Below are 23,514 nucleotides of genomic sequence, written 5' to 3'. Positions count from 1 at the left end.
GCCCGCCTCCCCGGCCCGCCTGCACGCTGCGGGTTCCCCTCAGGGCCTGAGCTTGCTGGCCGGCTCGCCGGCGATGCCGAAGTCGGTCTTGGGGATCTCGTGGATGATCACCCGGATCCGCTCCATGGGAGAGTCCAGCGAGCGGGAGATGGCCTGACTGACTTCGCGGATCATGGATTCCTTCTGCTCGCGGCTGGGGCCTTCGATGAGGTGTACATGGACGATGGGCATAGGATGACTACTCCAGAAGAGCTGCCACTTCGCCATGCGGCGCGGCAAGGCAGCCTGGGTTATAAATCAAGCGAGACGCCTTTCCCGCTCGCTAGAGCCGGCATTGCCTGCCGGTTGCGAGCAGCCTCCAATGAGATACGATGTCTGTCAACTAAATAATTTCTGAGGAGCTCATGGCGCGCCGCCATATGTGTTCGCTAAACGAACACTACGGGGGGTTCCTTTGACGCACCGGCTTGAACCGGTCAGTACAATCTGCAAGCACCCCTGCCCCTTCCCTCCTCGCCATCCCACCAAGGTAGTCAGCCGTGCTGCAGATCCTCTCCATCACCACGCCCATCTTCATCCTGATCGGGCTCGGCTTCTTCGCCGTCCGCTTCGATGTGATCAGCCGCGAACAGATCCGTGGTCTCGGCAGCTTCGTCATCACCTTCGCCCTGCCGGCGCTGGTGCTCAAGGCGTTGTCGAACAACGCCTTCCAGGAGGTGATGAACTGGCAATACATGCTGGCCTACACCCTGGGCTCCCTGGCGGTCTACCTGCTCGGCCTGCTGCTTGCTCTCAGGCTGCGCCGCGAGCCCCTGACCACCGGCGCCATCACCGCCCTGGGCATGGCTGTCTCCAACAGCGGCTTCGTCGGCTACCCCATCGTCGCCATGCTGCTCGGCCCGGCGGCGGCCATCGGCCTGGCGCTGAACATGCTGGTGGAGAACCTGCTGATCATTCCGCTCAGCCTGATCCTCGCCGAGGCCGGCCGGCAGCAGGGTTCCACCGCCAAGGTGCTGCGCGAGACGGCCAAGCGCCTGGCCCGGACGCCGCTGATCCTCGCCATGCTGAGCGGCCTGCTGTTGTCCCTCCTGGAGGCGCGCCTGCCGGCGATTCCGGGCAAGGTGGTGGAGATGCTCGCCGCGGCCTCGGCGCCGGTGGCGCTGTTCGTGATCGGCGGCTCGCTCTACGGCCTGAAGCTGAAAGGCCTGTTCGCCGGGCTGCCGATGATCGCCGCGGGCAAGCTGATCCTGCACCCGCTGGCGGTGTTCCTGCTCTTCTCGCTGCTGCCGGGCGTGGACCCGGCGCTGATGGTGGCCGGGGTGATGTTCGCCAGCTCGCCCATGCTGAGCATCTACCCGATCTTCGGCCAGCGCTTCGGCATCGAGGGCCGCTGCGCTGCTGCCCTGCTGTTCACCACGCTGATGTCCTTCTTCACCATCAGCCTGCTGATCGGCATCATGAAGCCGCACCTGTGATGACGCAGCCGCGCCGGGACAGGAGCTTCCCGGCACCCCCCGGAAGCGGGTCATGGAGACTGGCCTAAGCTTTGGCCTGTCCGCTTCGGACAATCGCCATCGGGAGGGATTGGAAATGATCAACAGCGACAAGCAAGGGCCCACGGGCGGCACGCAGGACAGCAGGCATTCCCTGGAACACTGGCATCCGCTCGACCGCCTGCGCCGGCAGGTCGACCACCTGTTCTCCGACTTCGGTCGCAAGGCCCTGCGCAGCCCCTTCAGCCGCAGCCTGTTCGACAGCGAGCCACAGTGGGCACGGGAGCTGTTCAGCCAGGGCATGCCGGCGGTGGACATCAACGACAAGGGCGCGGCCTACGAGATCTCCGCCGAGCTGCCCGGCCTGGACGAGAAGGACATCGAGATCAAGCTGTCCAGCGGCTGCCTGACCATCCGCGGCGAGAAGAAGGAAGAGCACGAGGACAGGAAGAAGGACGCCTACGTCGCCGAGCGCTACTACGGCTCCTTCCAGCGCAGCTTCGCTCTGCCCGCGGAAGTCGACGCCGACCGCATCGAGGCGCACTTCAACAAGGGCGTGCTGACCCTGAGCCTGCCGAAGAAGGCCGAAGCGCTCAGCGCCGAGAAGACCATCCAGATCAAGGCCGACTGAGCGCTCCGCATTCCAGCCCCGCCCGCCTCCCGGCGGGCCTCAGCGGCAGGCATCGAAACTCAGCGCGAGACGGCTGTCGAAGCGCCGCTCCCGCCCGCACAGGGGATCGACGAAGCTCAGGCTCTGCGCCAGCAGCTGCAACGGCCGGCGATAGTCGTCGATCTCCCGCCGGGAGCGCTCGAGCAGGCGCGGATAGAGCGGATCGTTGCAGATCCCCGCGCCCAGCGCGGCCATGTGCACGCGCAGCTGGTGGGTCTTGCCGGTGACCGGATACAGCACGTAGCGCCACAAGTCCCCCGCACGCTCGCCGAGCTCGACGCGGGTTTCGCTGTTCGGCTCGCCCTCGGCCTCGCGCATCAGGAAGAACGGCTCGCCCTTGACCAGCCGGGTCCGGCGCAGCAGCGGGAAGCTCAGCCCGGGCAGCGCCGGCGCGATGGCCGCGTAGACCTTGTGGATCCGCCGCTCGCGGAACAGCGCCTGATAGCGCCCGCGGCTTTCCGGGTTGCAGGAGAACAGCACCAGTCCGGCGGTGAGCCGGTCGATGCGGTGCAGCGGCACCAGATCGGGGTTGCCGAGGCGGCGCACCAGACGCGCCAGCAGGGTCTGCTCGACGTACTCGCCGACCGGGGCGACCGGCAGGAAGTGCGGCTTGTCCGCCACCACCAGATGATCGTCCACGTGCAGCACTGCCTCGGCGAAGGGGATCGGCGTTTCCGCCGCCACCTCGCGGAAGTAGTGGACGCGCAGCGCCTCGCGGTAGGGATGCTCGGGACCCAGGACGTTCCCCTCGCCGTCCAGCACCCGACCGCGGCCCATGCGCTCCAGCCAGACCTCCCGGCCGATCGCCGGAAAGTGCGCGCACAGGCAGTCCAGCACGGTACGCCAGTCGCCGCGCGGCAGGTGCAGGACGCTTGGGCGAAGGCTGGCGGCAGAAGCAGGGGACATGGCGAAAAGACTCCGGCGGCGGGAGCGCATTAGGCCCCAGCGAGGGTCTGACGTCAAAGGGCCCACGGGTGCCATAATGCCCGGCTCCGCAGCCTGCGTCCGGGCGCGGCACCGACCATGAACCGCACGCACGGGAGCGAGGGAGTGCCCCATGCTGCACGGATCGACACGCCAGACATGCCGACAGACCTCCCGCTCCCGCCCGACACCTCCCCCCTGCCTCCGGTCATCGCCGGCCCGCTGCTGCGCCGGCTGAGCCCAGAGCGCCTGATCCTCTGGCTGGTCGGCTCGTGGCCGCTGCAGCTGTCGCTGCAACTGGCCTGGAGCGGACCGCAGGGTCCGCAGCAGCGCCTCATCGCACTCGACGCGGCGCACTGCAACCACCTGCGCGTCGGCACCCACGCCTGGCTGCACCTGATCGACGTGCCGCTGGACAGGCCGCTGCCCATGGACATCCCGATCGAATACGACCTGCTGCTGGAGGAGGACGGCCGGCAGAGCGGCATCGCCGACTGGGCGCCGCACCTGCTGCACGAGGGGGCGAAGCGGCCGGACTTCGTGCTCAAGTCGCGTCTCGACAACCTGCTGCACGGTTCCTGCCGCAAGCCACACTTCCCCTGCGAGGACGGCCTGGCCAAGGTCGACAGCCTGCTCGCCGGCCTGCGCGAGCGGCCGCAAGCACGCCCGGCGCTGCTGATGCTGAGCGGCGACCAGGTCTACGCGGACGATGTCGCCGGCCCCATGCTGGTGGCCATCCATGCGCTGATCCGCCGGCTCGGGCTCTACGGCGAGCAGCTCGAGGGCGCCCTGGTCGCCGATAGCGACGAGCTCTATGTCCATCCGCTGACCTATTACCGGCGCGAAGAACTGCTGCCCGCCTTCAAGTCCACCGAGGCTCTGCGCGAGCGCTTCTTCGGCGGTGTGGAAAAGCCGGTCTTCACCACCGCCAACGCCCACAACCACCTGGTCACCCTCGCCGAGGTGCTGGCGATGTACCTGCTGGTCTGGTCGCCGGTGCCCTGGACGCTGATCCGCCCCGAACCGCCGGAACTGGATGCCGCCCTCGCCGAGCGCTACGCCGGCGAACAGGAAGCCCTCGACGCCTTCCGCGCCCAGCTGCCGCAGGCCGCCCGCGCCCTGGCCCATCTGCCGTGCCTGATGATCTTCGACGACCACGACGTCACCGACGACTGGAACCTGTCCGCGCGCTGGGAGGAAACCGCCTACGGCCATCCCTTCTCCCGGCGCATCATCGGCAACGCGCTGATCGCCTATGCCCTGTGCCAGGGCTGGGGCAACAACCCGGATGTCTTCCATGAACTCCTGCACCAGATCGAGACGCTGACCGCGGACCCCGACGGATGCCTTGACTGCGAAGCCCAGGACGGGCTGATCGACGAGCTGCTGAAGTTCCAGAACTGGCACTACCAGTTGTCGACCACGCCCACCCTGATCGTGCTGGACACCCGCACCCGCCGCTGGCGCAGCGAAATCCACCTGAGCCGGCCTTCGGGGCTGATGGACTGGGAGGCCCTCTGCGAGCTGCAGCAGGAGTTGCTCGACGAGCAGGCCGCGGTGATCGTCTCGCCGGCGCCGGTCTTCGGCGTCAAGCTGATAGAGGCCGTCCAGCGCCTGTTCACCCTGGCCGGGCACCCGCTGCTGGTCGATGCGGAGAACTGGATGGCACACCGCGGCGCGGCGCAGGTGATCCTCAACATCTTCCGCCACTCGCGCACCCCGGCCAACTACGTGATCCTGTCGGGCGACGTGCATTACTCCTTCGCCTACGACGTGCAGATCCGCTACCGCGCCGGAGGACCGCGCATCTGGCAGATCACCAGCAGCGGCATCAAGAACGAGTTCCCCCCTGGCCTGCTGAAGTGCTTCGACCGCCTCAACCGCTGGCTATACGCGCCCTGGTCGCCGCTCAACTGGCTGACCAAGCGGCGCCGGATGGAGGTGGTGCCGCGCATTCCCCATCGCGGCCGGCGCGGCGAGCGCCTGTGGAACGGCGCCGGCATTGGCCAGCTGCTGCTCGACGCCCAGGGCCGCCCTCGCGGCATCCTCCAGCACAATGCCGACGGTTCGGCGCCGACCCGCTTCGTCCGCTCGGCGGAACTGCAGCAGGCGTCCGAGCAGGCCGAGAGCGGCATCGCCGAAAGCGCTCGGCTGCGCCGCAGCAAGGTGGAGTGAGAGGATCCCGCACGCTGGAACGGGGCAGGCCAAAAGCCACCAGAGCGGCCAAAAAGGCTCGTCTTCAAGCGAAACAAGCTGTACTTTAGTCAAGCCCCCCGCCCTTCATGAAGGGACCGGAACGGGTCTGCCTGCACGGAGCAAATCCGCCTGGCAGCAGAACAACAATCAGGCCCGCCGGCACCTAGCGGCACGGCGAGCCCCTGGCCATCGAAACAGTAGTCCGCATGGCCCCTTGCGCAGCCGCTGCGACATTAAAACCAAAAAGGCCAGGCACCCCGGCTGTTTGCCCGGGGCAGACCGGAGCCATTCAAAAAAAATAACGACTACCCCATACCGCCTTTCAGGAGTTTTTCTATGACCCTTGCTTCTCAGCACGATTTGAGACGCCAATTCCGGGCGTTGCTGGAATCCAGGACCTGCTACGACGCCGCCTCGGTATTCGATCCGATGTCGGCGCGGATCGCCGGCGACCTGAATTTCGAGGTCGGCATTCTCGGCGGCTCGGTCGCCGCCCTGCAGGTGCTCGCCGCCCCGGACTATGCGCTGATCACCCTCAGCGAGTTCGTCGAGCAGGCCACCCGCATCGGCCGCGTGGCCAGCCTGCCGATCATCGCCGATGCCGACCATGGCTACGGCAACGCGATCAACGCCATGCGTACCGTGGCCGAACTGGAGCGCGCCGGCGTCGCCGCGCTGACCCTGGAAGACACCCTGCTGCCGCCCAAGTACGGGCACAAGACCACCGACCTGATCCCCCTGGACGAGGCCGTGGGCAAGATCCGCGCCGCCCTGGAGGCACGCATCGATCCGCAGCTGAGCATCATCGCCCGTACCAACGCCGAGCAGCTCAGCATCGAGGAGACCATCGAGCGGGCCAAGGCCTACCAGGCCGCCGGCGCGGACGGCATCTGCATGATCGGCATCAAGGACTTCGAGCATCTGGAGGCCATCACCCGGCACCTGCCGGATACGCCGTTGATGCTGATCACCTACGGCAATCCGAAGCTGCGCGACATGGCCCGCCTGGCCGAGAACGGCGTGCGCATCGTGGTGAACGGGCATGCCGCCTACTTCGCCGCGATCAAGGCGACCTACGACTGCCTGCGCGAACAGCGCGGCGTCGGCCCGTCCGACCTGAGCGCCAAGGAACTCTGCACCAAGTACTCGACCCTGGATGAATATCGCATCTGGGCGCGCGAGTTCATGAACGTCCAGGAATAACCCTCCCCCGGGCCTGTCCCGTGGCGCCCTCGGGGCGCCGCGGGCTGGCTCCTTTCAAGGTCTCACTGCTGCTGCCCTCTGCCGTCGCTCAGGACGATGCCGTTGTTGGCGGCAAGCTTGCCCGAGGGCAGGCCGCCCACGCTGACCTGCGGCAGGACGCCTCCGATGAACTCGACACTGCGCGTGGGAAAGGCGAACTGCACCTGCATCTCGCGCAGGCCCTGCAGCAGGCCCAGGTTGATCTCCTGCTGGATATCCATGTAGCGGTTGTAATCCGCGCTGAGCACGATGTAGACCACCTCGAAGGTCAGCTGGCTTTCATCGAAGGCCAGGAAATGCGCGCGGTCGAAACGGGTGCCCTCGATCCCCTGGACGATCCGCCGGACCAGCGCCGCGACCTCGCGCACCTTCTCCACCGGCGTGTTGTAGGCGATGCCGAACTTGAACACGATCCGCCGGGTGTCCATGCGCTTGTAGTTGTGCAGGGTCCTGGTCAGCATGTCGGAATTGGCGCAGACGATCTGCTCGCCGCTCAGGCTGCGGATGCGGGTGGTCTTCACGCCGATGTGCTCGATGGTTCCGGCCACCTCGCCGAACACCACGAAATCGCCGATCTCGAAAGGCTTGTCCATGCCGATCGACAGCGAGGCGAGGACATCGCCGAGCACCGTCTGCACCGCCAGGGCGATGGCGATGCCGCCGATCCCCAGGCTGGCGACCATGGCGGTGATGTTCACCCCGAGGTTGGCGAGGATCGACAGCAGCATCATCGCCCAGATCAGGATACGGAAGAGGATGCCGATGATCGCCGTGGTCACCGGATTGCGCGCCCGGCCGTTGTGGGCCAGGCTGTCCATCCACAGGCGGATGCCGGTGTCGAGCCACAGCGCCAGCTGAAAGGCCAGGGCGATGAACCAGCCGTGGGACAGCATGTCCTCCCAGCGCGGCGACAATTCCACCACCTTCAGGCCGATGAGCAGCGAGAAGGCGAAGACCAGCAGGCGGCTGGTATGCGCGAGCATTTCCGCGATGAAGCCGTAGAGCCGCCCGCGCGCCGCCAGCGCCCGCATCCGGCGGCTGACGATGCCGAGAATGCCGCGCAGCAGCCAGTAGCTGGCCAGGGTCACGGCCAGCAGCAGGGCGAGGCTCGTCCAGAGGCTTTCGTTCAGCATTGCCTGCCAGTCCAGCTCTTGCCAATTCAGCTCCGTCCAATTCATTGCGTGGCGTCCTCCGAGCAAGGCAATCAGATAGGGAAAGAAAAAGGCGCAGGTCTTTTTTCGTTGACCGACGACCTTGATAAGTTCCCCTCGCCGACAGCCGTGGACGTCCATGGCTGTCTGGGTGACCTGCTGACGCGACAAACAAAAAGCCCCGGCCTCTCCTGCTGGAAAGACCGGGGCGCGTAGCTCGGGGCACGTAGCTCGGGAAGCCGGGCCGGTTCAGCCCGCCGCCTCGCTCATGCGGGAAAGATCAGGGCATCTCGGCCAGCAGCTTCTCCCACTCCTTGTTCTCCTTCTTCGACACGCCGCCGAGCAGCTCGATGGCCTGGCGCAGGCGGAAGCGGGTCAGGTCGGCGCCGAGGATCTCCATGGCGTCGAGTACCGACACCGAGCTGGCCTGGCCGGTGATCGCCGGGAAGATCAGCGGCATTGCGTCGCGCAGCTTGTAGCCGAGGTGCTCGCTGGTCTTCTGGATGATCGCGGTGATGTTGTCCTTGTTCCACTGGCGCAGGGCTTCCAGCTTCCAGAGGATCAGCTGCAGCAACTGGCGGACCTGGTCGGGCGAGAGCCTCTTGTGCTCGAACAGCGTGGCGTCCAGCGGCACGCCGCCGGCGAAGAAGAAGCCGGCCAGCGGGGCGATCTGGCTGAAGGTCTCCACCCGACCCTGCACGTGCGGAGCGATTTGCATCAGGTACTCGGGATTGAACGCCCACTTGTGCACTTCGGCAGCGAAGGCCTCGACCGGCAGCTCGCGCAGCCACTGGCCGTTCAGCCAGGAAAGCTTCTCCATGTCGAAGATCGGCCCGCCGAGGGACACGCGATTGATGTCGAAGTGCTCGATCATCTCCGCCAGGGTGAACTTCTCGCGCTCGTCGGGCATGGACCAGCCCATGCGGCCCAGGTAGTTGAGCATCGCCTCGGGCAGAAAGCCCATGCGCTGGTAGAAGGTGATCGAGGTGGGGTTCTTGCGCTTGGACAGCTTGCTCTTGTCCGGATTGCGCAACAGCGGCATGTACACCAGCTTGGGCTGCTCCCAGCCGAAGTACTCGTAGAGCTTGATCAGCTTGGGCGCCGAGGGCAGCCACTCCTCGCCGCGCAGCACGTGGGTGATGCCCATCAGGTGGTCGTCGACCACGTTGGCGAGGAAATAGGTGGGCAGGCCGTCGGCCTTCATCAGCACCTGCATGTCCATGCGGTCCCAGGGGATCTCCACATCGCCGCGCAGCAGGTCCGGCACCGTGCAGACGCCTTCGCTCGGCACCTTCATGCGGATCACGTGGGACTCGCCGGCATCGATGCGGCGCTGCGCCTCTTGCGGGGCGAGGTGCATGCAGTGGCCGTCGTAGCGCGGGGTCTCCTTGTTGGCCATCTGCTGCGCGCGCACCTGGTCGAGGCGCTCGGCGCTGCAGAAGCAGGGGAAGGCGTGGCCCTTGGCGACCAGCTCGTCCGAGTACTTTTTATAGATCTCGCCGCGCTCGCTCTGCCGGTAGGGGCCGTGGGGGCCGCCGACGTCCGGGCCCTCGTCCCATTCGATGCCTAGCCAGCGCAGGGCGTCGTAGATCTGCTGCTCCGACTCGCGGGTCGAGCGCAGCTGGTCGGTATCCTCGATGCGCAGGATGAACTGGCCGCCGTGCTGACGGGCGAAGCACAGGTTGAACAGGGCGATATAGGCGGTGCCGACGTGCGGATCGCCGGTGGGCGACGGCGCGATGCGGGTGCGGACGGTGGTCATGCAGGCTCCCGGACAGAGGGACGAACAGAAGGATGAAGGGCGCGAATGTTAGCAGGGGCGAAGCCGGGGGCTCCAGCCGGGCACGCGGCCGAACGCTGGAGCCTTCCTGCATCAGACCTGCAGCAGCTTTTCGCGCAGCGCCTGGATCTCGTCGCGCAGCTGCGCCGCGGCCTCGAACTCCAGGTCGCGAGCCAGGGCGTACATCTTCTCCTCGAGCTGGCGGATGCGCTTGTTGATCTCGCTCGGCGAACGCAGCTCGGCGGCATACTGGCCGCTCTCCTCCGCCGCCCTGGCCACCCGTTTGCGGCTGCGCGCGCCGGGCACCACGGCCCCTTCGAGGATGTCCTGAATGTCCTTCTTGACGCCCCTGGGCACGATGCCGTGGGCCTCGTTGAAGGCGATCTGCCTGGCCCGGCGCCGCTCGGTCTCGTCGATGGCGCGCTGCATCGAGCCGGTGATGTTGTCGGCATAGAGGATCGCCTTGCCGTTGAGGTTGCGCGCGGCGCGGCCGATGGTCTGGATCAGCGAGCGTTCGCTGCGCAGGAAGCCCTCCTTGTCCGCGTCGAGGATCGCCACCAGCGACACCTCGGGCATGTCCAGCCCCTCGCGCAGCAGGTTGATGCCCACCAGCACGTCGAAGGCGCCGCTGCGCAGGTCGCGGATGATCTCCACGCGCTCCACGGTGTCGATGTCCGAGTGCAGGTAGCGCACCCGCACGTCGTGGTCGCCCAGGTAGTCGGTGAGGTCCTCGGCCATGCGCTTGGTCAGGGTGGTGACCAGCACGCGCTCCTCGGCGGCGACGCGCTTGCGGATCTCGGAGAGCAGGTCGTCGACCTGGGTAGTCGCCGGACGCACCTCGAGCTGGGGGTCGACCAGGCCGGTGGGGCGCACCACCTGCTCGATGATCCGTCCGGCGTGTTCGGCCTCGTAGGGACCGGGGGTCGCCGAGACGAAGATGGTCTGCGGGCTGATGCGCTCCCACTCGTCGAAACGCATCGGCCGGTTGTCCAGCGCCGAGGGCAGGCGGAAGCCGTATTCCACCAGGGTTTCCTTGCGCGAGCGGTCGCCCTTGTACATGGCGCCGACCTGCGGGACGGTGACGTGGGATTCGTCGATCACCATCAGCGCGTTGTCCGGCAGGTAGTCGTAGAGGGTCGGCGGCGCCTCGCCCGGCGCGCGCCCGGAGAGGTAGCGGGAGTAGTTCTCGATGCCGTTGCAGTAGCCCAGCTCGAGGATCATCTCCAGGTCGAAGCGGGTGCGCTGTTCCAGGCGCTGCGCCTCCACCAGCTTGCCGTGCCCCTGCAGATGCTCCAGGCGGTCCTTGAGTTCGGCCTTGATCTGCTCCACCGCCTCCAGCAGCGTTTCCCGCGGGGTGACGTAGTGGCTCTTGGGATAGAAGGTGAAGCGCGGCAGCTTGCGGATCACCTCGCCGGTCAAGGGATCGAAGGCGGCCAGGCTCTCCACCTCGTCGTCGAACAGCTCGATGCGGATCGCTTCCAGCTCGGATTCGGCCGGGAAGATATCGATCACGTCGCCGCGCACGCGGAAGGTGGCGCGCGCGAAATCCATGTCGTTGCGGGTGTACTGCAGCTCGGCCAGGCGACGCAGCAGGGCGCGCTGGTCGAGTCTGTCGCCGCGGTCGATGTGCAGCACCATCTTCAGGTAGCTGGCCGGATCGCCCAGGCCGTAGATCGACGAGACGGTGGCGACGATGATCGCGTCCGGCCGCTCCAGCAACGCCTTGGTCGCCGACAGGCGCATCTGTTCGATGTGGTCGTTGATCGAGGCGTCCTTCTCGATGTAGGTGTCGGAGGACGGCACATAGGCTTCCGGCTGGTAGTAGTCGTAGTAGGAGACGAAGTATTCCACCGCGTTGTGCGGGAAGAAGCTCTTGAACTCGCCGTAGAGCTGCGCCGCCAGGGTCTTGTTGGGCGCCAGCACCAGGGTCGGGCGCTGCACCCGGGCGATCACGCTGGCGATGCTGAAGGTCTTGCCGGAGCCGGTCACCCCGAGCAGGGTCTGGTGCGACAACCCGGCCTCCAGCCCCTCGACCATCCGACGGATGGCCTCGGGCTGGTCGCCGGCGGGCTGGAAACGGGTCACCAGCTGGAATTCGGACATGGGAACCTCTCTCGATGGTGCCGGCGGACAACTTCGCCGGGAAACTGCAGGCAGCCGGCATGCGTCCGGCAGGAGCCTTCGAGCACCGGCCGGCGGGGCCGCCTTCGACATATGGTTGACACAAAACCCTGAAACAGCATATCGCAGGCATCGGACGTGGCCGCTATACTAACGCCCCGATTCTGCATGCCCCCTGCGCATACCGTCGCCCCTCTCCGGTCGATGGCCCGTCCGCCTGCGTGGGGGTAGTAGCCTGGCCCTCCACCCTCTTCTTCTTCGAGCACCTCGACCATGAGCTTGTTCTCTGCCGTAGAAATGGCACCGCGTGACCCGATCCTTGGCCTCACCGAAGCATTCAATGCCGATACCCGTCCGACCAAGGTCAACCTCGGTGTCGGCGTCTACTACAACGAAGAGGGTCGAATTCCCCTGCTGCGCGCCGTCGAGGAAGCCGAGAAGGCTCGCATCGCCGCCCATGCGCCACGCGGCTACCTGCCGATCGAGGGCATCGGCGCCTACGACCAGGCCGTGCAGAAGCTGCTGTTCGGCAACGACGCCGCCCTGCTCGCCGATGGCCGTGTGGTCACCGCACAGGCTCTGGGCGGCACCGGCGCGCTGAAGGTCGGCGCCGACTTCCTCAAGCGCCTGCGGCCGGACGCCGTGGTCGCCATCAGCGACCCGAGCTGGGAGAACCACCGCGCCCTGTTCGAGTCCGCCGGCTTCCGCGTGCAGAGCTACCGTTACTACGACGCCGCCAGCCACGGCCTGAACCGCGCCGGCATGCTCGAGGACATCAAGGCCCTGCCGGCCGGCTCCATCGTGCTGCTGCACGCCTGCTGCCACAACCCGACCGGCGTCGATCTGTCCGCCGACGACTGGAAGCAGGTGCTGGAAGCGATCCGCGAGCGCGGCCACGTGCCCTTCCTCGACATCGCCTATCAGGGCTTCGGCGACGGCATCGAGGAGGACGCCGCCGCGGTACGCCTGTTCTCCGAATCGGACCTGCAGTTCTTCGTCTCCAGCTCCTTCTCCAAGTCCTTCTCCCTCTACGGCGAGCGCGTCGGCGCCCTGTCCATCGTCACCGCCTCGAAGGACGAGGCCGCGCGCGTGCTGTCGCAGATCAAGCGGGTGATCCGCACCAACTACTCGAACCCGCCGACCCATGGCGCCAGCGTGGTGTCCGGCGTGCTCAACAGCCCGGAACTGCGCGCCCTGTGGGAAAGCGAACTGGCCGAGATGCGCGGACGCATCCAGAGCATGCGCCAGGCCATGGTCGAGCAGCTGGCTGCCCAGGGCGCCAGGCGCGACTTCGCCTTCGTCGCCCAGCAGCGCGGCATGTTCTCCTACTCCGGCCTCAGCGCCGAGCAGGTGGAGCGTCTGCGCAACGAGTTCGGCATCTATGCCGTCGCCACCGGCCGCATCTGCGTCGCCGCCCTGAACCAGCGCAACATCGCCAGCGTCACCCAGGCCATCGCCCAGGTGCTCTGATCCTGCCCGCCCGGCGGACTCTCCATGCGAGAGCCGCCGGGACGAAGGAGCGACGCTGCAGAAAAGCAAAAAGGCCTGATCTTGCGATCAGGCCTTTTGCGATCTGGCTCCGCGACCTGGACTCGAACCAGGGACCCAGTGATTAACAGTCACTTGCTCTACCGACTGAGCTATCGCGGAACAACGGTGCGTATCCTACTGATAGAGAAAGGAAAGTCAACTCCCCTCGGGATCGGCTGCAACTCGCTTGCGACGAATCGGACCGATGGCTCCCCTTCATGAAAAGGCCGGTCACGAGACCGGCCCGACTACTGCACTGGAATCAGTTGGCGCTCAAGCGAGCACGGTTCTTTTCCAGTGTCGCAGCGCCGATTCCCTTGACCTCCAGCAGCTCGTCCACCGAGGCGAACGAGCCATGAGCCTGGCGATAGTCGACGATGGCCTGGGCCTTGGCGGGACCGATGCCCTGCAACTCGCGCTCGAGCGTTGCCGCATCGGCGGTGTTGAGATCGACCTTGGCCGCGGCAGTCGCCTGGACAACCTGGGCGGGCTGCGCAGGCTGGGTCACGGCCGGCTTGGCGGCTTCGGCCTTGGGCGCTTCGGCTGCCGAGACAGCGACGGATGCGCTGGCCAGCAGAGCCAGCAGGAGGGAGGAAAACGGGTTCTTGCGCATGGGTGCACTCCTTGTGTCGTTAAGCGCGGGGTTCCATGACCACGCATCGCCACGATAGCGGACACCCCGGGCACATCGACCCGGCACATTGCGGAATCCGCAACGGATGCACAGAACTGGCGAATGGATGCCGGACTTTTGCGGACGATCTGGCACGCCCGGCATGCCGCCTATTCCACCTTCTTGCGGATCCAGTACAGGTATGTTCCGCCCTCCTCCTGCTGCCCGAGCAACTCATGGCCGAGGAAGATGCAGAACTTGGGGATGTCGCGACGGGTCGAGGGATCGGTGGCGATCACCTTGAGCAGACCGCCGGCTGTCAGGTCGCGGACCTTGTTGTGCAGCAGCATCACCGGCTCGGGGCAGTTGAGGCCGGTGGCATCGAGAATCGCGTCGACGGCCAGGCTGGCGGGATCGGGCTGGGACATGGCTAACTCCAGAAAACCGGTAGGGACATTGTCGCCGAAGCAGCGCCCCGGGTCACGCCGGGGCCTGCAGCCGGCGCAGATGGCAGGTCACTTCCTCGCGGTCGTGGTAGAGCTGGCGGCAGGCGATGGACGTCTTCACGCCACGCGCGGCCAGACCATCGCCGATGCGCTCGAGCAGGCGGCGTACTTCGGCGTAGCGCTGCTTCATCGGCAGCTTGAGGTTGACCACCGCCTCGCGGCAGAGTCCCTCGCCGAGCCAGGTCTCGATCAGGGCGGCCGTGCGGGCGGGCTTCTCGACGATGTCGCAGACCATCCAGTCGACCGGCCGGCGCGGCCGGAAGACGAAGCCATCGGCACGCACGTGCTCGACCAGCCCGGAATCCATCAGGCTCTGCGCCATAGGCCCGTTGTCCACCGCCATCACCTTCATGTGCCGGTTGACCAATTGCCAGGTCCAGCCACCGGGCGCGGCACCGAGGTCCACGGCGGTCATCCCCGGTGCGAGGCGCAGGTCCCATGCCTCGCGCGGAATGAATTGATGCCAGGCCTCTTCCAGCTTGAGGGTCGAACGGCTCGGCGCCTCGCGGGGGAACTTGAGGCGCGGGATGCCCATCGGCCAGGCTGACGAGTTGACCGGCTCGGCCAGTCCGAGAAAGACCTCGCGGCCGCTTCTGAAGGTCAGCAGCAGGCGCGGCCCGCGTGGATCGTCCAGCAGTCTGCCGGCTTTGCCCAGCGCCTTGCGCAGCGGCACCTCGAACTTGCGGCAGAAGGTCGACAACTCCTTGCCTTCGTTGGTGTCCAGCACCTCCAGCCAGAGGCTGCCGCAGACTGGGTAGTCGGCCAGATGCTCGAGCAGAACGCCGATACGATCGCTCTCGGGCAGCTCGACGAAACCACCACGCGCCCACTGGCGGGGAAAGATCAGCGCGGCGAAGCGCAACTCGCGCATCAGCCGCTCGGCACCGCCCGGCTCGCTGCAGACGAACTCGGCATAGGCACTGTTTGGCCTGGCCCTGGCATAGCCGGCCACATTCAGGCGCCCGGCATGTTCGCCGATCTCGGCGCAGACCTCGCCTTCGAAACCGGGACGGCAATGCAACAACAGGCTGTTCATGGTCGGTATTTTTCCTCGAGACATCCGATCGCCTTCAGGGCCGCGCATGATAGCCAATTCGACGGCGGTAGGCCTTCCCGGCAATCCCCTCGACTGGCACGTCCCGGCCGGCGGGACTAGCTTGGAACACTAGTCCATCAAGAAGCCTGCCCCGCCGAACATTCCCGGAGAACCCCCCGATGCCTTCCCTGGATAGCCTGAACTGCCGACGCAGCCTCGAGATAGATGGCCAGACCTATCATTACTTCAGCCTGCCGGAGGCGGCGAAGCGCCTGGGCGACATCAGTCGCCTGCCGATTTCGCTCAAGGTGCTGCTGGAGAACCTGCTGCGCTGGGAAGACGGCGTCAGCGTGCGCGCCGACGATCTCGCCGCGCTGGCCGGCTGGCTCGAGACGCGCAGCTCCACGCGAGAGATCGCCTTCCGCCCGGCGCGGGTGCTGATGCAGGACTTCACCGGCGTGCCCGCGGTGGTCGACCTGGCCGCCATGCGCGACGCCGTAGCGCAGGCCGGCGCCGATCCGCAGCGGATCAATCCGCTCTCCCCGGTCGACCTGGTGATCGACCATTCGGTGATGGTCGACCGCTTCGCCGACCCGAGCGCCTTCACCGACAATGTCGCCCTGGAAATGGAGCGCAACGGCGAGCGCTACGCCTTCCTGCGCTGGGGACAGCAGGCTTTCGCCAACTTCCGCGTGGTACCGCCGGGCACCGGCATCTGCCATCAGGTCAATCTGGAATACCTGGCCCAGGTGGCCTGGACCCGCGAGGAGAACGGCGAACTCTGGGCCTACCCGGACACCCTGGTCGGCACCGACTCGCACACCACCATGATCAACGGCCTCGGCGTGCTCGGCTGGGGCGTCGGCGGGATCGAGGCGGAGGCGGCGATGCTTGGCCAGCCGGTCTCGATGCTGATCCCCGAGGTGGTCGGTTTTCGCCTCAACGGCCAGTTGAACGAAGGCGTGACCGCCACCGACCTGGTGCTCACCGTCACGCAGATCCTGCGCAAGCACGGGGTTGTCGGCAGGTTCGTCGAGTTCTACGGCCCCGGTCTGGACAATCTGCCGCTGGCCGATCGGGCCACCATCGCCAACATGGCCCCGGAGTATGGCGCGACCTGCGGCTTCTTCCCGGTCGACCGGGTGACCCTCGACTACCTGCGCCTGAGCGGCCGTGACGAGCGGCGCATCGCCCTGGTGGAGGCCTACTGCAGGGCCCAGGGGCTGTGGCACGACGTCGAGGCTCCGGAGCCCGCCTTCACCACCACCCTGGCACTCGACCTGGGCGAGGTCCGCCCGTCTTTGGCCGGTCCCAAGCGCCCGCAGGACCGGGTTGCCCTGGAAGACATCGGTACCCAGTTCGACCTGCTGCTGGACCTCGGCGGACGCAAGGCCGAACTCGACAAGGCCTTTCCGGTCGGCGATGGCAGCTGCAGCCTGCATCACGGCGACGTGGTGATCGCCGCCATCACCTCCTGCACCAACACATCCAATCCCAGCGTACTGATGGCCGCCGGGTTGCTGGCGAAGAAGGCCGTCGAGCGCGGCCTCAAGTGCCAGCCCTGGGTGAAGACTTCCCTGGCGCCAGGCTCCAAGGTGGTCACCGACTATCTGGCAAAGGCTGGTCTCACGCCCTATCTCGACCGGCTCGGCTTCAACCTGGTCGGCTACGGCTGCACCACCTGCATCGGCAATTCCGGCCCCCTGCCGGACCCCGTTGGCCAAACGATCACCGACAACGATCTGATCGTCTCCTCGGTGCTGTCCGGCAACCGCAACTTCGAGGGCCGTGTGCACCCTCTGGTGAAGGCCAACTGGCTGGCCTCGCCGCCCCTGGTGGTAGCCTTCGCCCTCGCCGGCACCACACGCATCGACCTGACCCGCGAACCGCTCGGCCTCGATGCCCAGGGGCAGCCGGTCCATCTGCGGGACATCTGGCCGAGCAACGAGGAGATTGCCATGGCAGTTGCCCAGATCGACAGCGAGATGTTCCGCAGGCGCTACGCCGACGTGTTCAGCGGCGATGCCGCCTGGCAGGCCATTCCGGCCGGAACCGGAGATACCTATCAATGGGACGCCCGGTCCACCTATGTCCGAAATCCCCCTTTCTTCGCAGACATCGCCCAGCCCCCGGCGCCTCCCCGGGACATCGAGAATGCACGCATTCTGGCGCTGTTCGGCGACTCCATCACCACCGACCACATCTCCCCGGCCGGCAGCATCAAACCCAGCTCTCCGGCCGGGCTCTACCTGCAACAGCTCGGCGTGCAGCCGGCCGACTTCAACTCCTACGGCGCGCGGCGCGGCAACCACGAAGTGATGATGCGCGGCACTTTTGCCAATATCCGCATCAAGAATGAGATGCTGGCTGGCGAGGAAGGTGGCAACACCCTGCATCAACCGGGCGGGGAAAAGCTGCCCATCTACGATGCGGCCATGCGCTACCAGGCTGAAGGCGTGCCGCTGGTGGTGATCGCCGGCAAGGAATACGGCACCGGCTCCAGTCGTGACTGGGCGGCAAAGGGCACCAATCTGCTCGGCGTGAAGGCAGTGATCGCCGAGAGCTTCGAGCGTATCCACCGCTCCAACCTGATTGGCATGGGTGTGCTGGCACTGCAGTTTGGCGAAGGCACCACGCGCCAAAGCCTAGGCCTGAACGGCACGGAGAAACTGTTCATTCGCGGCTTGTCGGGAAGCCTGCTGAAACCGCGCCAGTCGCTGACGGTGGAGGTGGAACGCCGGGATGGATCGCGAACCGACTTCCCGGTGCTATGCCGCATCGACACGGCCAACGAGGTTGAATACTTCAAGGCCGGCGGCATTCTGCAATACGTGCTGCGACAGCTGATTGCCGAATCGCAGACCTAGAAGCGCCATACAGGTCTCCCCTTCAGACGGGCAATCGGATGCAGTGTCGACTCCAAGGTACTCAGACAGTAGGTCTGTACCGGCTGCCCCGCGGTCCCGCTGGAAGCCGCTCCCTCCCATTGCGGATAGGATGCCCATTGCCGGTCGGCGCCAGCACCGAGCAGATCGACACTGACGTGTCCGGCACTCTTGTACTGCCTCACCGGGCTTTCGCTCATGGCCATGCGCCCGCCTTCCGCGGCCACTGCATTGAGCAGCAGCCAGCAGCAGGCCAGGCCCGTGATGGGTACTACAGCGCGTACCCTCTTCTTCCTGAGGATTGAATGCCAATCCATAGCGCCTCCTGAACATCGTTTTGCATGCCGCCTGGCTGAGCCAGACGGCAGTGAGCCCTGCCACCATTGGCAGACGAAAAGCTTCGCTCCATACCCCCGCAAGGAGTGGACCGGAACGCTGGAGACATAGCCCTGGTCCCGCCCCCTCAACCCCTCGCACAAGCCACAGCAGCCCCGGCAAACAGACCAAGCGATGATGCGTCTTGCGCACTTGCCGGCAACCCCGTGCAACTCAGCGCCGAAACAATGGTCAATGTAATGCGCGAGCAAGGGCACAAGCTGATTTCGAGCAATTGTTTATTTGAAAAAGAAATATTTATATATCTAAAAATATTCACATATTCATAACTGTAACGCAGTCCGTTTCCCTTCGCCTTGCGGTTATCGAAGGACCTGCATGCTGCAACCACCTGTCCCTTGCCTCTCCGCCAGGCTCATGGCTGCTTGCAGCAGCCCCTTACTTGGCACATCACGACCCCATCTCTACCCTTTCCGCCAGGCAATGACTGATATGGCAAGATGACATGTAAATGGGCAAGCAGAGGACGGTTATTCGCCCCCAACCAACCCAAGCGCCATCAGCGATGACATGACCAAAATGCCAGCAAACAATTCCCGAAATTCAGCATTTGCTCCATTGAGCCGAATCAGACACAAGCTATCCAAGCGAAACGGTAGCCCCCATCGAGAATAAAGGCCAATTCACCTTCTTGCGCGGCAAATAGCCATACTGAATGGCAGGATTTATCGAAGCAATATGCCACCGATATCGGCAATATAAAACGGTAGCAAAAAGATATCAGCGATGCCGACCGAAGGATTGCAGGAAGTCTGCGACCATATTTGCAGCAGTATCGAGATGGTGTTCATGGGTAAAACCTGAAGCCCTGAGTGGCTTCAGATCATGATCGGCTGCCGCCAACCACTGAAGACATATTGCCGGAGACAAGGAATATCCCCTGACCCTCTCCCGGCTGCCCATGGCATCACGCTCCCCCTGCACAATCAGAGTCGGTGTCCTGAGCGTAGCCAGGTGAGCCGTTCTCGGCCTGTCTGCCTTGCCTGCGGGATAAAAGGGATAACCCAGACAGACAAGCGCCTGGGCCTCAAGCTCGTCCGCCAGCAGACTTGCCATGCGTCCGCCCATTGACTTGCCGCCGATCGCCAAAGGCTTGGATATCTCCCGGCGCAACAGGGAATATATCGCGCGCCAACAGTCCAGCAAGCGTGCCTGCCGATCGGGAGGGCGTCTGCCAGTTCCCCGCCGCTGCGCCGCCATGTAGGGAAACTCGAAGCGCACCACGGAAATCCCGCGGGCAGCGAGGCGCTCGGCCATCCCCGTCATGAACTCGCTGTCCATCGGAGATCCGGCGCCGTGAGCCAGGACCAGGCAGGCATGCGATTCGGCCGGCGCCGGACCGTTCCACAGCCATTGCCCAATCCCATTAGCGTCCTGCGGGCATTGATCTACGTCAATACAGACACCTTGCTCATTCACCATCCTTTCCCCGCTTTGAAACGCCCAATTTTTCCTGATGAAGCCTGAGCATGACACATAGCCCGCCACAGAGGGGCAGATCCCCCTCGAAGTGCGATACGACCTCGCACCACGGACCGCCCGATCTCTTGATTGGACTTCCGCTATCTAAACTTTCCGAAATAATTTTGAGACAATGGCGCATTGACCCGGCGTCCCTCTTGAGGCGACCACCTCGGTCAGGCCTGCCCGCAAACAGGGTCGAGTCTTTTGCTGGGCTTTTTTAACGCAGATCACGACGGCTCGAGCATTGCCATGGTTCACTCCATCAAGCATAGCAGACGCCGTTTTTTGTCTTCAAAAACCTCCATTAACCGTGGAAACCTTAAGCATGAGCACAGCATCGAGTCAGACTGCTTATAACTATAAGGTGGTCCGCCAGTTCGCCATCATGACGGTGATCTGGGGGGTCATCGGAATGGGACTTGGGGTCCTCATTGCCGCACAGCTGGTGTGGCCGGAACTGAACCTCAACCTGCCGTGGACCAGCTTCGGTCGCCTGCGACCGCTGCACACCAACGCGGTGATCTTCGCCTTCGGTGGCTGCGCCCTGTTCGCTACCTCGTACTACGTGGTGCAACGCACCTGTCACACGCGCCTGATCTCCGACAGCCTGGCCGCCTTCACCTTCTGGGGCTGGCAGGCCGTGATCGTGCTGGCCGTCATTACTCTGCCGCTGGGCGTAACCAGCAGCAAGGAGTACGCCGAGCTGGAGTGGCCGATCGACATCCTGATCGCCGTGGTCTGGGTCACCTACGCGATCGTTTTCTTCGGCACCGTCATCAAGCGCAAGACCAAGCACATCTATGTAGGCAACTGGTTCTACGGAGCGTTCATTCTCGTCACCGCCATGTTGCACATCGTCAACAACATGGAGCTGCCGGTTTCCTGGTTCAAGTCCTACTCCCTCTATTCCGGCGCGACCGATGCCATGGTCCAGTGGTGGTACGGCCACAACGCCGTGGGCTTCTTCCTGACCACCGGCTTCCTCGGCATGATGTACTACTTCGTGCCCAAGCAGGCCGAGCGTCCGGTCTACTCCTATCGCCTGTCCATCGTCCACTTCTGGGCCCTGATCACCCTCTACATCTGGGCCGGCCCGCACCACCTGCACTACACCGCGCTGCCGGACTGGGCACAGTCGCTCGGCATGGTGATGTCGGTCATCCTGCTGGCTCCGAGCTGGGGCGGCATGATCAACGGCATGATGACCCTGTCGGGTGCCTGGCATAAGCTGCGCAACGACCCGATCCTGCGCTTCCTGGTAGTTTCCCTGGCCTTCTACGGCATGTCCACCTTCGAAGGCCCGATGATGGCGATCAAGACCGTCAACGCCCTGTCCCACTACACCGACTGGACCATCGGCCACGTTCATGCCGGCGCCCTCGGCTGGGTAGCCATGGTGTCCATCGGCTCGCTGTATCACCTGATTCCGAAGGTCTTCGGTCGCGAGCAGATGCACAGCGTCGACCTGATCAACGCCCACTTCTGGCTGGCCACCATCGGTACCGTGCTGTACATCGCCTCCATGTGGGTCAACGGCATCACCCAGGGCCTGATGTGGCGCGCGGTGAACCAGGACGGCACTCTGACCTACTCCTTTGTCGAGGCACTGGAAGCCAGCCACCCCGGCTTCATCGTGCGGATGATCGGCGGCGCCTTCTTCGTCGTCGGCATGCTGCTGATGGCCTACAACACCTGGCGTACCGTGCGTGTCGCCAAATCGACTGAATACGAAGCTGCCGCCCGAATCGTCGAGGTTGCCCACTAATGAAGCACGAAGTACTCGAAAAGAACATCGGCCTGCTGGGCCTGTTCATGGTCGCCGCCGTCAGTATCGGCGGCCTGACCCAGATCGTTCCGCTGTTCTTCCAGGACGTCGTCAACGAGCCGGTAGAGGGCATGAAGCCCTATACCGCCCTGCAACTGGAGGGACGCGACATCTACATCAAGGAGGGCTGCGTCAGCTGCCACTCGCAGATGGTTCGCCCGTTCCGTGCCGAAACCGAGCGTTATGGTCACTACTCGGTTGCCGGCGAGAGCGTCTGGGACCATCCGTTCCTGTGGGGCTCCAAGCGCACCGGTCCCGATCTGGCCCGCGTAGGCGGCCGCTACTCCGACGACTGGCACCGCGCGCACCTTTATAACCCGCGCAACGTGGTGCCGGAATCAAAGATGCCCGCCTATCCCTGGCTGGTCGAGAACAAGCTGACCGGCGAGAAGACGGCCGACAAGATGGAAGCCATGCGCACCCTCGGCGTGCCCTACACCGACAAGGACATCGCCGGTGCCCGGGAGTCGGTCAAGGGCAAGACCGAAATGGATGCTCTGGTGGCCTATCTCCAGGTTCTCGGCACCTCCATCAAAACCAAACGGTAACGCATCATGGATATCGGGACTCTTCGCGGACTGGGCACCGCTCTGGTGCTGATCGCCTTCGTGGGAATGCTGATCTGGGTCTTCAGCAGCAAACGCAAAAAGAGCTTTGACGAAGCCGCCAACCTGCCCTTCGCCGACGAGCCCGAATCCGAGAAGCGTGACGACAAAGCTTCTAGGAGCAAGAACGAATGACTTCATTGACTTCATTCTGGAGTTCGTACATCACCCTGCTGACCCTCGGGACCATCGTCGCCGTTACCTGGCTGCTTTTCGCGACCCGCAAGGGCGAACGCAAGGGCAGCACCGACCAGACCATGGGGCACTCCTTCGATGGGATCGAGGAATATGACAACCCGCTGCCCAAGTGGTGGTTCTGGCTGTTCCTCGGCACCGTGATCTTCGCGGTCGGCTATCTGATCCTCTATCCGGGTCTGGGCAACTGGAAAGGCGTGCTGCCTGGCTATGAAGAAGGCTGGACCGGCGCCAACCAGTACCAGAAGGAAATGGCCAAGGCCGACGACCAGTACGGCCCGCTGTTCCAGAAATACGCCGCCATGCCGATCGAGGAAGTTGCCAAACAGGATCAGGCCCTGAAGATGGGCGGCCGCATCTTTGCCTCCAACTGCTCCGTGTGCCATGGCTCCGACGCCAAGGGCGCCTACGGCTTTCCCAACCTGACGGACCACGACTGGCTGTATGGCGGCGAGCCGGAAACCATCAAGACCAGCATCATGGAAGGCCGCAAGGCAGCCATGCCGGCCTGGAAGGACGTGATCGGCGAGGAAGGCATCAAGAACACTGCCGCCTATGTACGCAGCCTCGCCAGTCTCAAGGCTCCGGAAGGCGTCGAAGTCAACCTGGCCGAAGGCCAGAAGATCTTCCAGGCCAACTGTGTGGTCTGCCATGGCCCCGAGGGCAAGGGCGTTCAGGCCATGGGCGCGCCCAACCTGACCGACCGCGTATGGCTCTACGGATCCAGCTTCGCCCAGGTTCAGCAGACCCTGCGCCATGGGCGCAATGGCAACATGCCAGCCCACAAGGACTTCCTGGGCAACGACAAGGCCCACCTGGTAGCCGCCTACGTGTATAGCCTGTCGAACAAAGCCACGGAGAAATGATCGCCTGCAGGCGCGA

At 64.8% G+C, this 23,514-nt stretch carries 19 protein-coding genes and 1 tRNA gene; 10 read left to right on the top strand and 10 right to left on the bottom strand.

Annotated features, from left to right (window positions below):
* Positions 1–39: 39 nt before the first annotated feature.
* Positions 40–231: a 2-hydroxymuconate tautomerase gene (locus GCU53_RS21345; RefSeq protein ID WP_152389364.1), complete on the bottom strand. Its 192-nt coding sequence runs from the start codon at positions 229–231 to the stop codon at positions 40–42.
* A 308-nt stretch (positions 232–539) separates the two neighbouring features.
* Here GCU53_RS21345 and GCU53_RS21340 point away from each other — a divergent pair, with 308 nt between their 5' ends.
* Positions 540–1,475 carry an AEC family transporter gene (locus GCU53_RS21340; protein ID WP_167520094.1) on the top strand — a complete coding sequence of 312 codons (936 nt, stop codon included), beginning with the start codon at positions 540–542 and terminating at the stop codon, positions 1,473–1,475.
* A gap of 115 nt (positions 1,476–1,590) precedes the next feature.
* Complete coding sequence (locus GCU53_RS21335; protein ID WP_152390009.1) at positions 1,591–2,124, top strand: Hsp20/alpha crystallin family protein; 534 nt, start codon at positions 1,591–1,593, stop codon at positions 2,122–2,124.
* 39 nt (positions 2,125–2,163) lie between these two features.
* Here GCU53_RS21335 and GCU53_RS21330 read toward each other — a convergent pair whose 3' ends face one another.
* Positions 2,164–3,069 carry a pseudouridine synthase gene (locus GCU53_RS21330; RefSeq protein WP_152389363.1) on the bottom strand — a complete coding sequence of 302 codons (906 nt, stop codon included), beginning with the start codon at positions 3,067–3,069 and terminating at the stop codon, positions 2,164–2,166.
* A gap of 177 nt (positions 3,070–3,246) precedes the next feature.
* Between GCU53_RS21330 and GCU53_RS21325 the strand changes: the two genes are divergently transcribed.
* A complete protein-coding gene (locus GCU53_RS21325) occupies positions 3,247–5,262 on the top strand; it encodes an alkaline phosphatase D family protein (protein WP_152389362.1) in 2,016 nt (671 codons plus the stop codon).
* A 357-nt stretch (positions 5,263–5,619) separates the two neighbouring features.
* On the top strand, positions 5,620–6,486 hold the full coding sequence (locus tag GCU53_RS21320) for an isocitrate lyase/PEP mutase family protein (RefSeq protein ID WP_152389361.1): 867 nt from the start codon (positions 5,620–5,622) through the stop codon (positions 6,484–6,486).
* A gap of 62 nt (positions 6,487–6,548) precedes the next feature.
* Here GCU53_RS21320 and GCU53_RS21315 read toward each other — a convergent pair whose 3' ends face one another.
* The 3 genes from GCU53_RS21315 to uvrB all read right to left on the bottom strand — a co-directional run bounded on the left by GCU53_RS21315 (position 6,549) and on the right by uvrB (position 11,559).
* Positions 6,549–7,673, bottom strand: coding sequence for a mechanosensitive ion channel family protein (locus tag GCU53_RS21315; RefSeq protein ID WP_152390008.1), 1,125 nt, complete (start codon positions 7,671–7,673; stop codon positions 6,549–6,551).
* A 283-nt stretch (positions 7,674–7,956) separates the two neighbouring features.
* Entirely contained in the window at positions 7,957–9,438 is a 1,482-nt protein-coding gene (gene gltX, locus GCU53_RS21310) for a glutamate--tRNA ligase (protein WP_152389360.1), read from the bottom strand.
* A gap of 111 nt (positions 9,439–9,549) precedes the next feature.
* Entirely contained in the window at positions 9,550–11,559 is a 2,010-nt protein-coding gene (gene uvrB / locus GCU53_RS21305) for an excinuclease ABC subunit UvrB (protein ID WP_152389359.1), read from the bottom strand.
* 291 nt (positions 11,560–11,850) lie between these two features.
* Between uvrB and GCU53_RS21300 the strand changes: the two genes are divergently transcribed.
* The gene (locus GCU53_RS21300; protein WP_152389358.1) at positions 11,851–13,047 is read left to right on the top strand and encodes an amino acid aminotransferase; all 1,197 of its coding nucleotides are present in this window, start codon (positions 11,851–11,853) and stop codon (positions 13,045–13,047) included.
* Between the two features lie 104 nt (positions 13,048–13,151).
* Here GCU53_RS21300 and GCU53_RS21295 read toward each other — a convergent pair.
* The 4 genes from GCU53_RS21295 to rlmM all read right to left on the bottom strand — a co-directional run bounded on the left by GCU53_RS21295 (position 13,152) and on the right by rlmM (position 15,262).
* Positions 13,152–13,227: transfer RNA gene (locus GCU53_RS21295), tRNA-Asn, on the bottom strand.
* Between the two features lie 142 nt (positions 13,228–13,369).
* A complete protein-coding gene (locus GCU53_RS21290) occupies positions 13,370–13,720 on the bottom strand; it encodes a ComEA family DNA-binding protein (RefSeq protein WP_152389357.1) in 351 nt (116 codons plus the stop codon).
* 170 nt (positions 13,721–13,890) lie between these two features.
* Positions 13,891–14,148, bottom strand: a complete 258-nt coding sequence (gene tusA / locus GCU53_RS21285; protein ID WP_152389356.1) for a sulfurtransferase TusA — start codon at positions 14,146–14,148, stop codon at positions 13,891–13,893.
* Between the two features lie 52 nt (positions 14,149–14,200).
* Entirely contained in the window at positions 14,201–15,262 is a 1,062-nt protein-coding gene (gene rlmM / locus GCU53_RS21280) for a 23S rRNA (cytidine(2498)-2'-O)-methyltransferase RlmM (protein ID WP_152389355.1), read from the bottom strand.
* Between the two features lie 179 nt (positions 15,263–15,441).
* Here rlmM and acnA point away from each other — a divergent pair, with 179 nt between their 5' ends.
* Positions 15,442–18,129 carry an aconitate hydratase AcnA gene (gene acnA, locus GCU53_RS21275; protein WP_152389354.1) on the top strand — a complete coding sequence of 896 codons (2,688 nt, stop codon included), beginning with the start codon at positions 15,442–15,444 and terminating at the stop codon, positions 18,127–18,129.
* 1,134 nt (positions 18,130–19,263) lie between these two features.
* On the opposite strand, the gene GCU53_RS21265 is transcribed toward acnA, so the two are convergent.
* Positions 19,264–19,965, bottom strand: a complete 702-nt coding sequence (locus GCU53_RS21265) for an alpha/beta family hydrolase (RefSeq protein ID WP_208845362.1) — start codon at positions 19,963–19,965, stop codon at positions 19,264–19,266.
* Between the two features lie 367 nt (positions 19,966–20,332).
* Between GCU53_RS21265 and ccoN the strand changes: the two genes are divergently transcribed.
* The 4 genes from ccoN to ccoP are packed head-to-tail and all read left to right on the top strand — an operon-like array spanning position 20,333 to position 23,498.
* A complete protein-coding gene (gene ccoN, locus GCU53_RS21260) occupies positions 20,333–21,772 on the top strand; it encodes a cytochrome-c oxidase, cbb3-type subunit I (RefSeq protein WP_152389353.1) in 1,440 nt (479 codons plus the stop codon).
* Positions 21,772–22,380 carry a cytochrome-c oxidase, cbb3-type subunit II gene (gene ccoO / locus GCU53_RS21255; protein WP_152389352.1) on the top strand — a complete coding sequence of 203 codons (609 nt, stop codon included), beginning with the start codon at positions 21,772–21,774 and terminating at the stop codon, positions 22,378–22,380. The genes ccoN and ccoO overlap by 1 nt, the downstream gene beginning before the upstream one ends.
* A 6-nt stretch (positions 22,381–22,386) precedes the next feature.
* Positions 22,387–22,572 carry a cbb3-type cytochrome oxidase subunit 3 gene (locus tag GCU53_RS21250; protein ID WP_152389351.1) on the top strand — a complete coding sequence of 62 codons (186 nt, stop codon included), beginning with the start codon at positions 22,387–22,389 and terminating at the stop codon, positions 22,570–22,572.
* 5 nt (positions 22,573–22,577) lie between these two features.
* Positions 22,578–23,498 (top strand): cytochrome-c oxidase, cbb3-type subunit III, encoded by a 921-nt coding sequence (ccoP, locus tag GCU53_RS21245; protein WP_152390005.1) that lies wholly within the window; start codon positions 22,578–22,580, stop codon positions 23,496–23,498.
* Positions 23,499–23,514 lie beyond the last annotated feature (16 nt).

It is taken from the genome of Azotobacter salinestris (assembly GCF_009363155.1).
Taxonomy (GTDB): domain Bacteria; phylum Pseudomonadota; class Gammaproteobacteria; order Pseudomonadales; family Pseudomonadaceae; genus Azotobacter; species Azotobacter salinestris.
Note: the sequence above shows the minus strand (reverse complement) of the source record. Positions and strands in the feature narration are given on the sequence as shown.

Coding starts and splice junctions, on each gene's coding strand:
- ccoN (WP_152389353.1), top strand. CDS start 20,333: ATGAGCACAGCATCGAGTCAGACTGCTTATAACTATAAGGTGGTCCGC.
- GCU53_RS21335 (WP_152390009.1), top strand. CDS start 1,591: ATGATCAACAGCGACAAGCAAGGGCCCACGGGCGGCACGCAGGACAGC.
- GCU53_RS21345 (WP_152389364.1), bottom strand. CDS start 231: ATGCCCATCGTCCATGTACACCTCATCGAAGGCCCCAGCCGCGAGCAG.
- GCU53_RS21250 (WP_152389351.1), top strand. CDS start 22,387: ATGGATATCGGGACTCTTCGCGGACTGGGCACCGCTCTGGTGCTGATC.
- gltX (WP_152389360.1), bottom strand. CDS start 9,438: ATGACCACCGTCCGCACCCGCATCGCGCCGTCGCCCACCGGCGATCCG.
- ccoO (WP_152389352.1), top strand. CDS start 21,772: ATGAAGCACGAAGTACTCGAAAAGAACATCGGCCTGCTGGGCCTGTTC.
- GCU53_RS21330 (WP_152389363.1), bottom strand. CDS start 3,069: ATGTCCCCTGCTTCTGCCGCCAGCCTTCGCCCAAGCGTCCTGCACCTG.
- acnA (WP_152389354.1), top strand. CDS start 15,442: ATGCCTTCCCTGGATAGCCTGAACTGCCGACGCAGCCTCGAGATAGAT.
- rlmM (WP_152389355.1), bottom strand. CDS start 15,262: ATGAACAGCCTGTTGTTGCATTGCCGTCCCGGTTTCGAAGGCGAGGTC.
- GCU53_RS21320 (WP_152389361.1), top strand. CDS start 5,620: ATGACCCTTGCTTCTCAGCACGATTTGAGACGCCAATTCCGGGCGTTG.
- tusA (WP_152389356.1), bottom strand. CDS start 14,148: ATGTCCCAGCCCGATCCCGCCAGCCTGGCCGTCGACGCGATTCTCGAT.
- GCU53_RS21290 (WP_152389357.1), bottom strand. CDS start 13,720: ATGCGCAAGAACCCGTTTTCCTCCCTCCTGCTGGCTCTGCTGGCCAGC.
- uvrB (WP_152389359.1), bottom strand. CDS start 11,559: ATGTCCGAATTCCAGCTGGTGACCCGTTTCCAGCCCGCCGGCGACCAG.
- GCU53_RS21300 (WP_152389358.1), top strand. CDS start 11,851: ATGAGCTTGTTCTCTGCCGTAGAAATGGCACCGCGTGACCCGATCCTT.
- GCU53_RS21325 (WP_152389362.1), top strand. CDS start 3,247: ATGCCGACAGACCTCCCGCTCCCGCCCGACACCTCCCCCCTGCCTCCG.
- GCU53_RS21265 (WP_208845362.1), bottom strand. CDS start 19,965: ATGGTGAATGAGCAAGGTGTCTGTATTGACGTAGATCAATGCCCGCAG.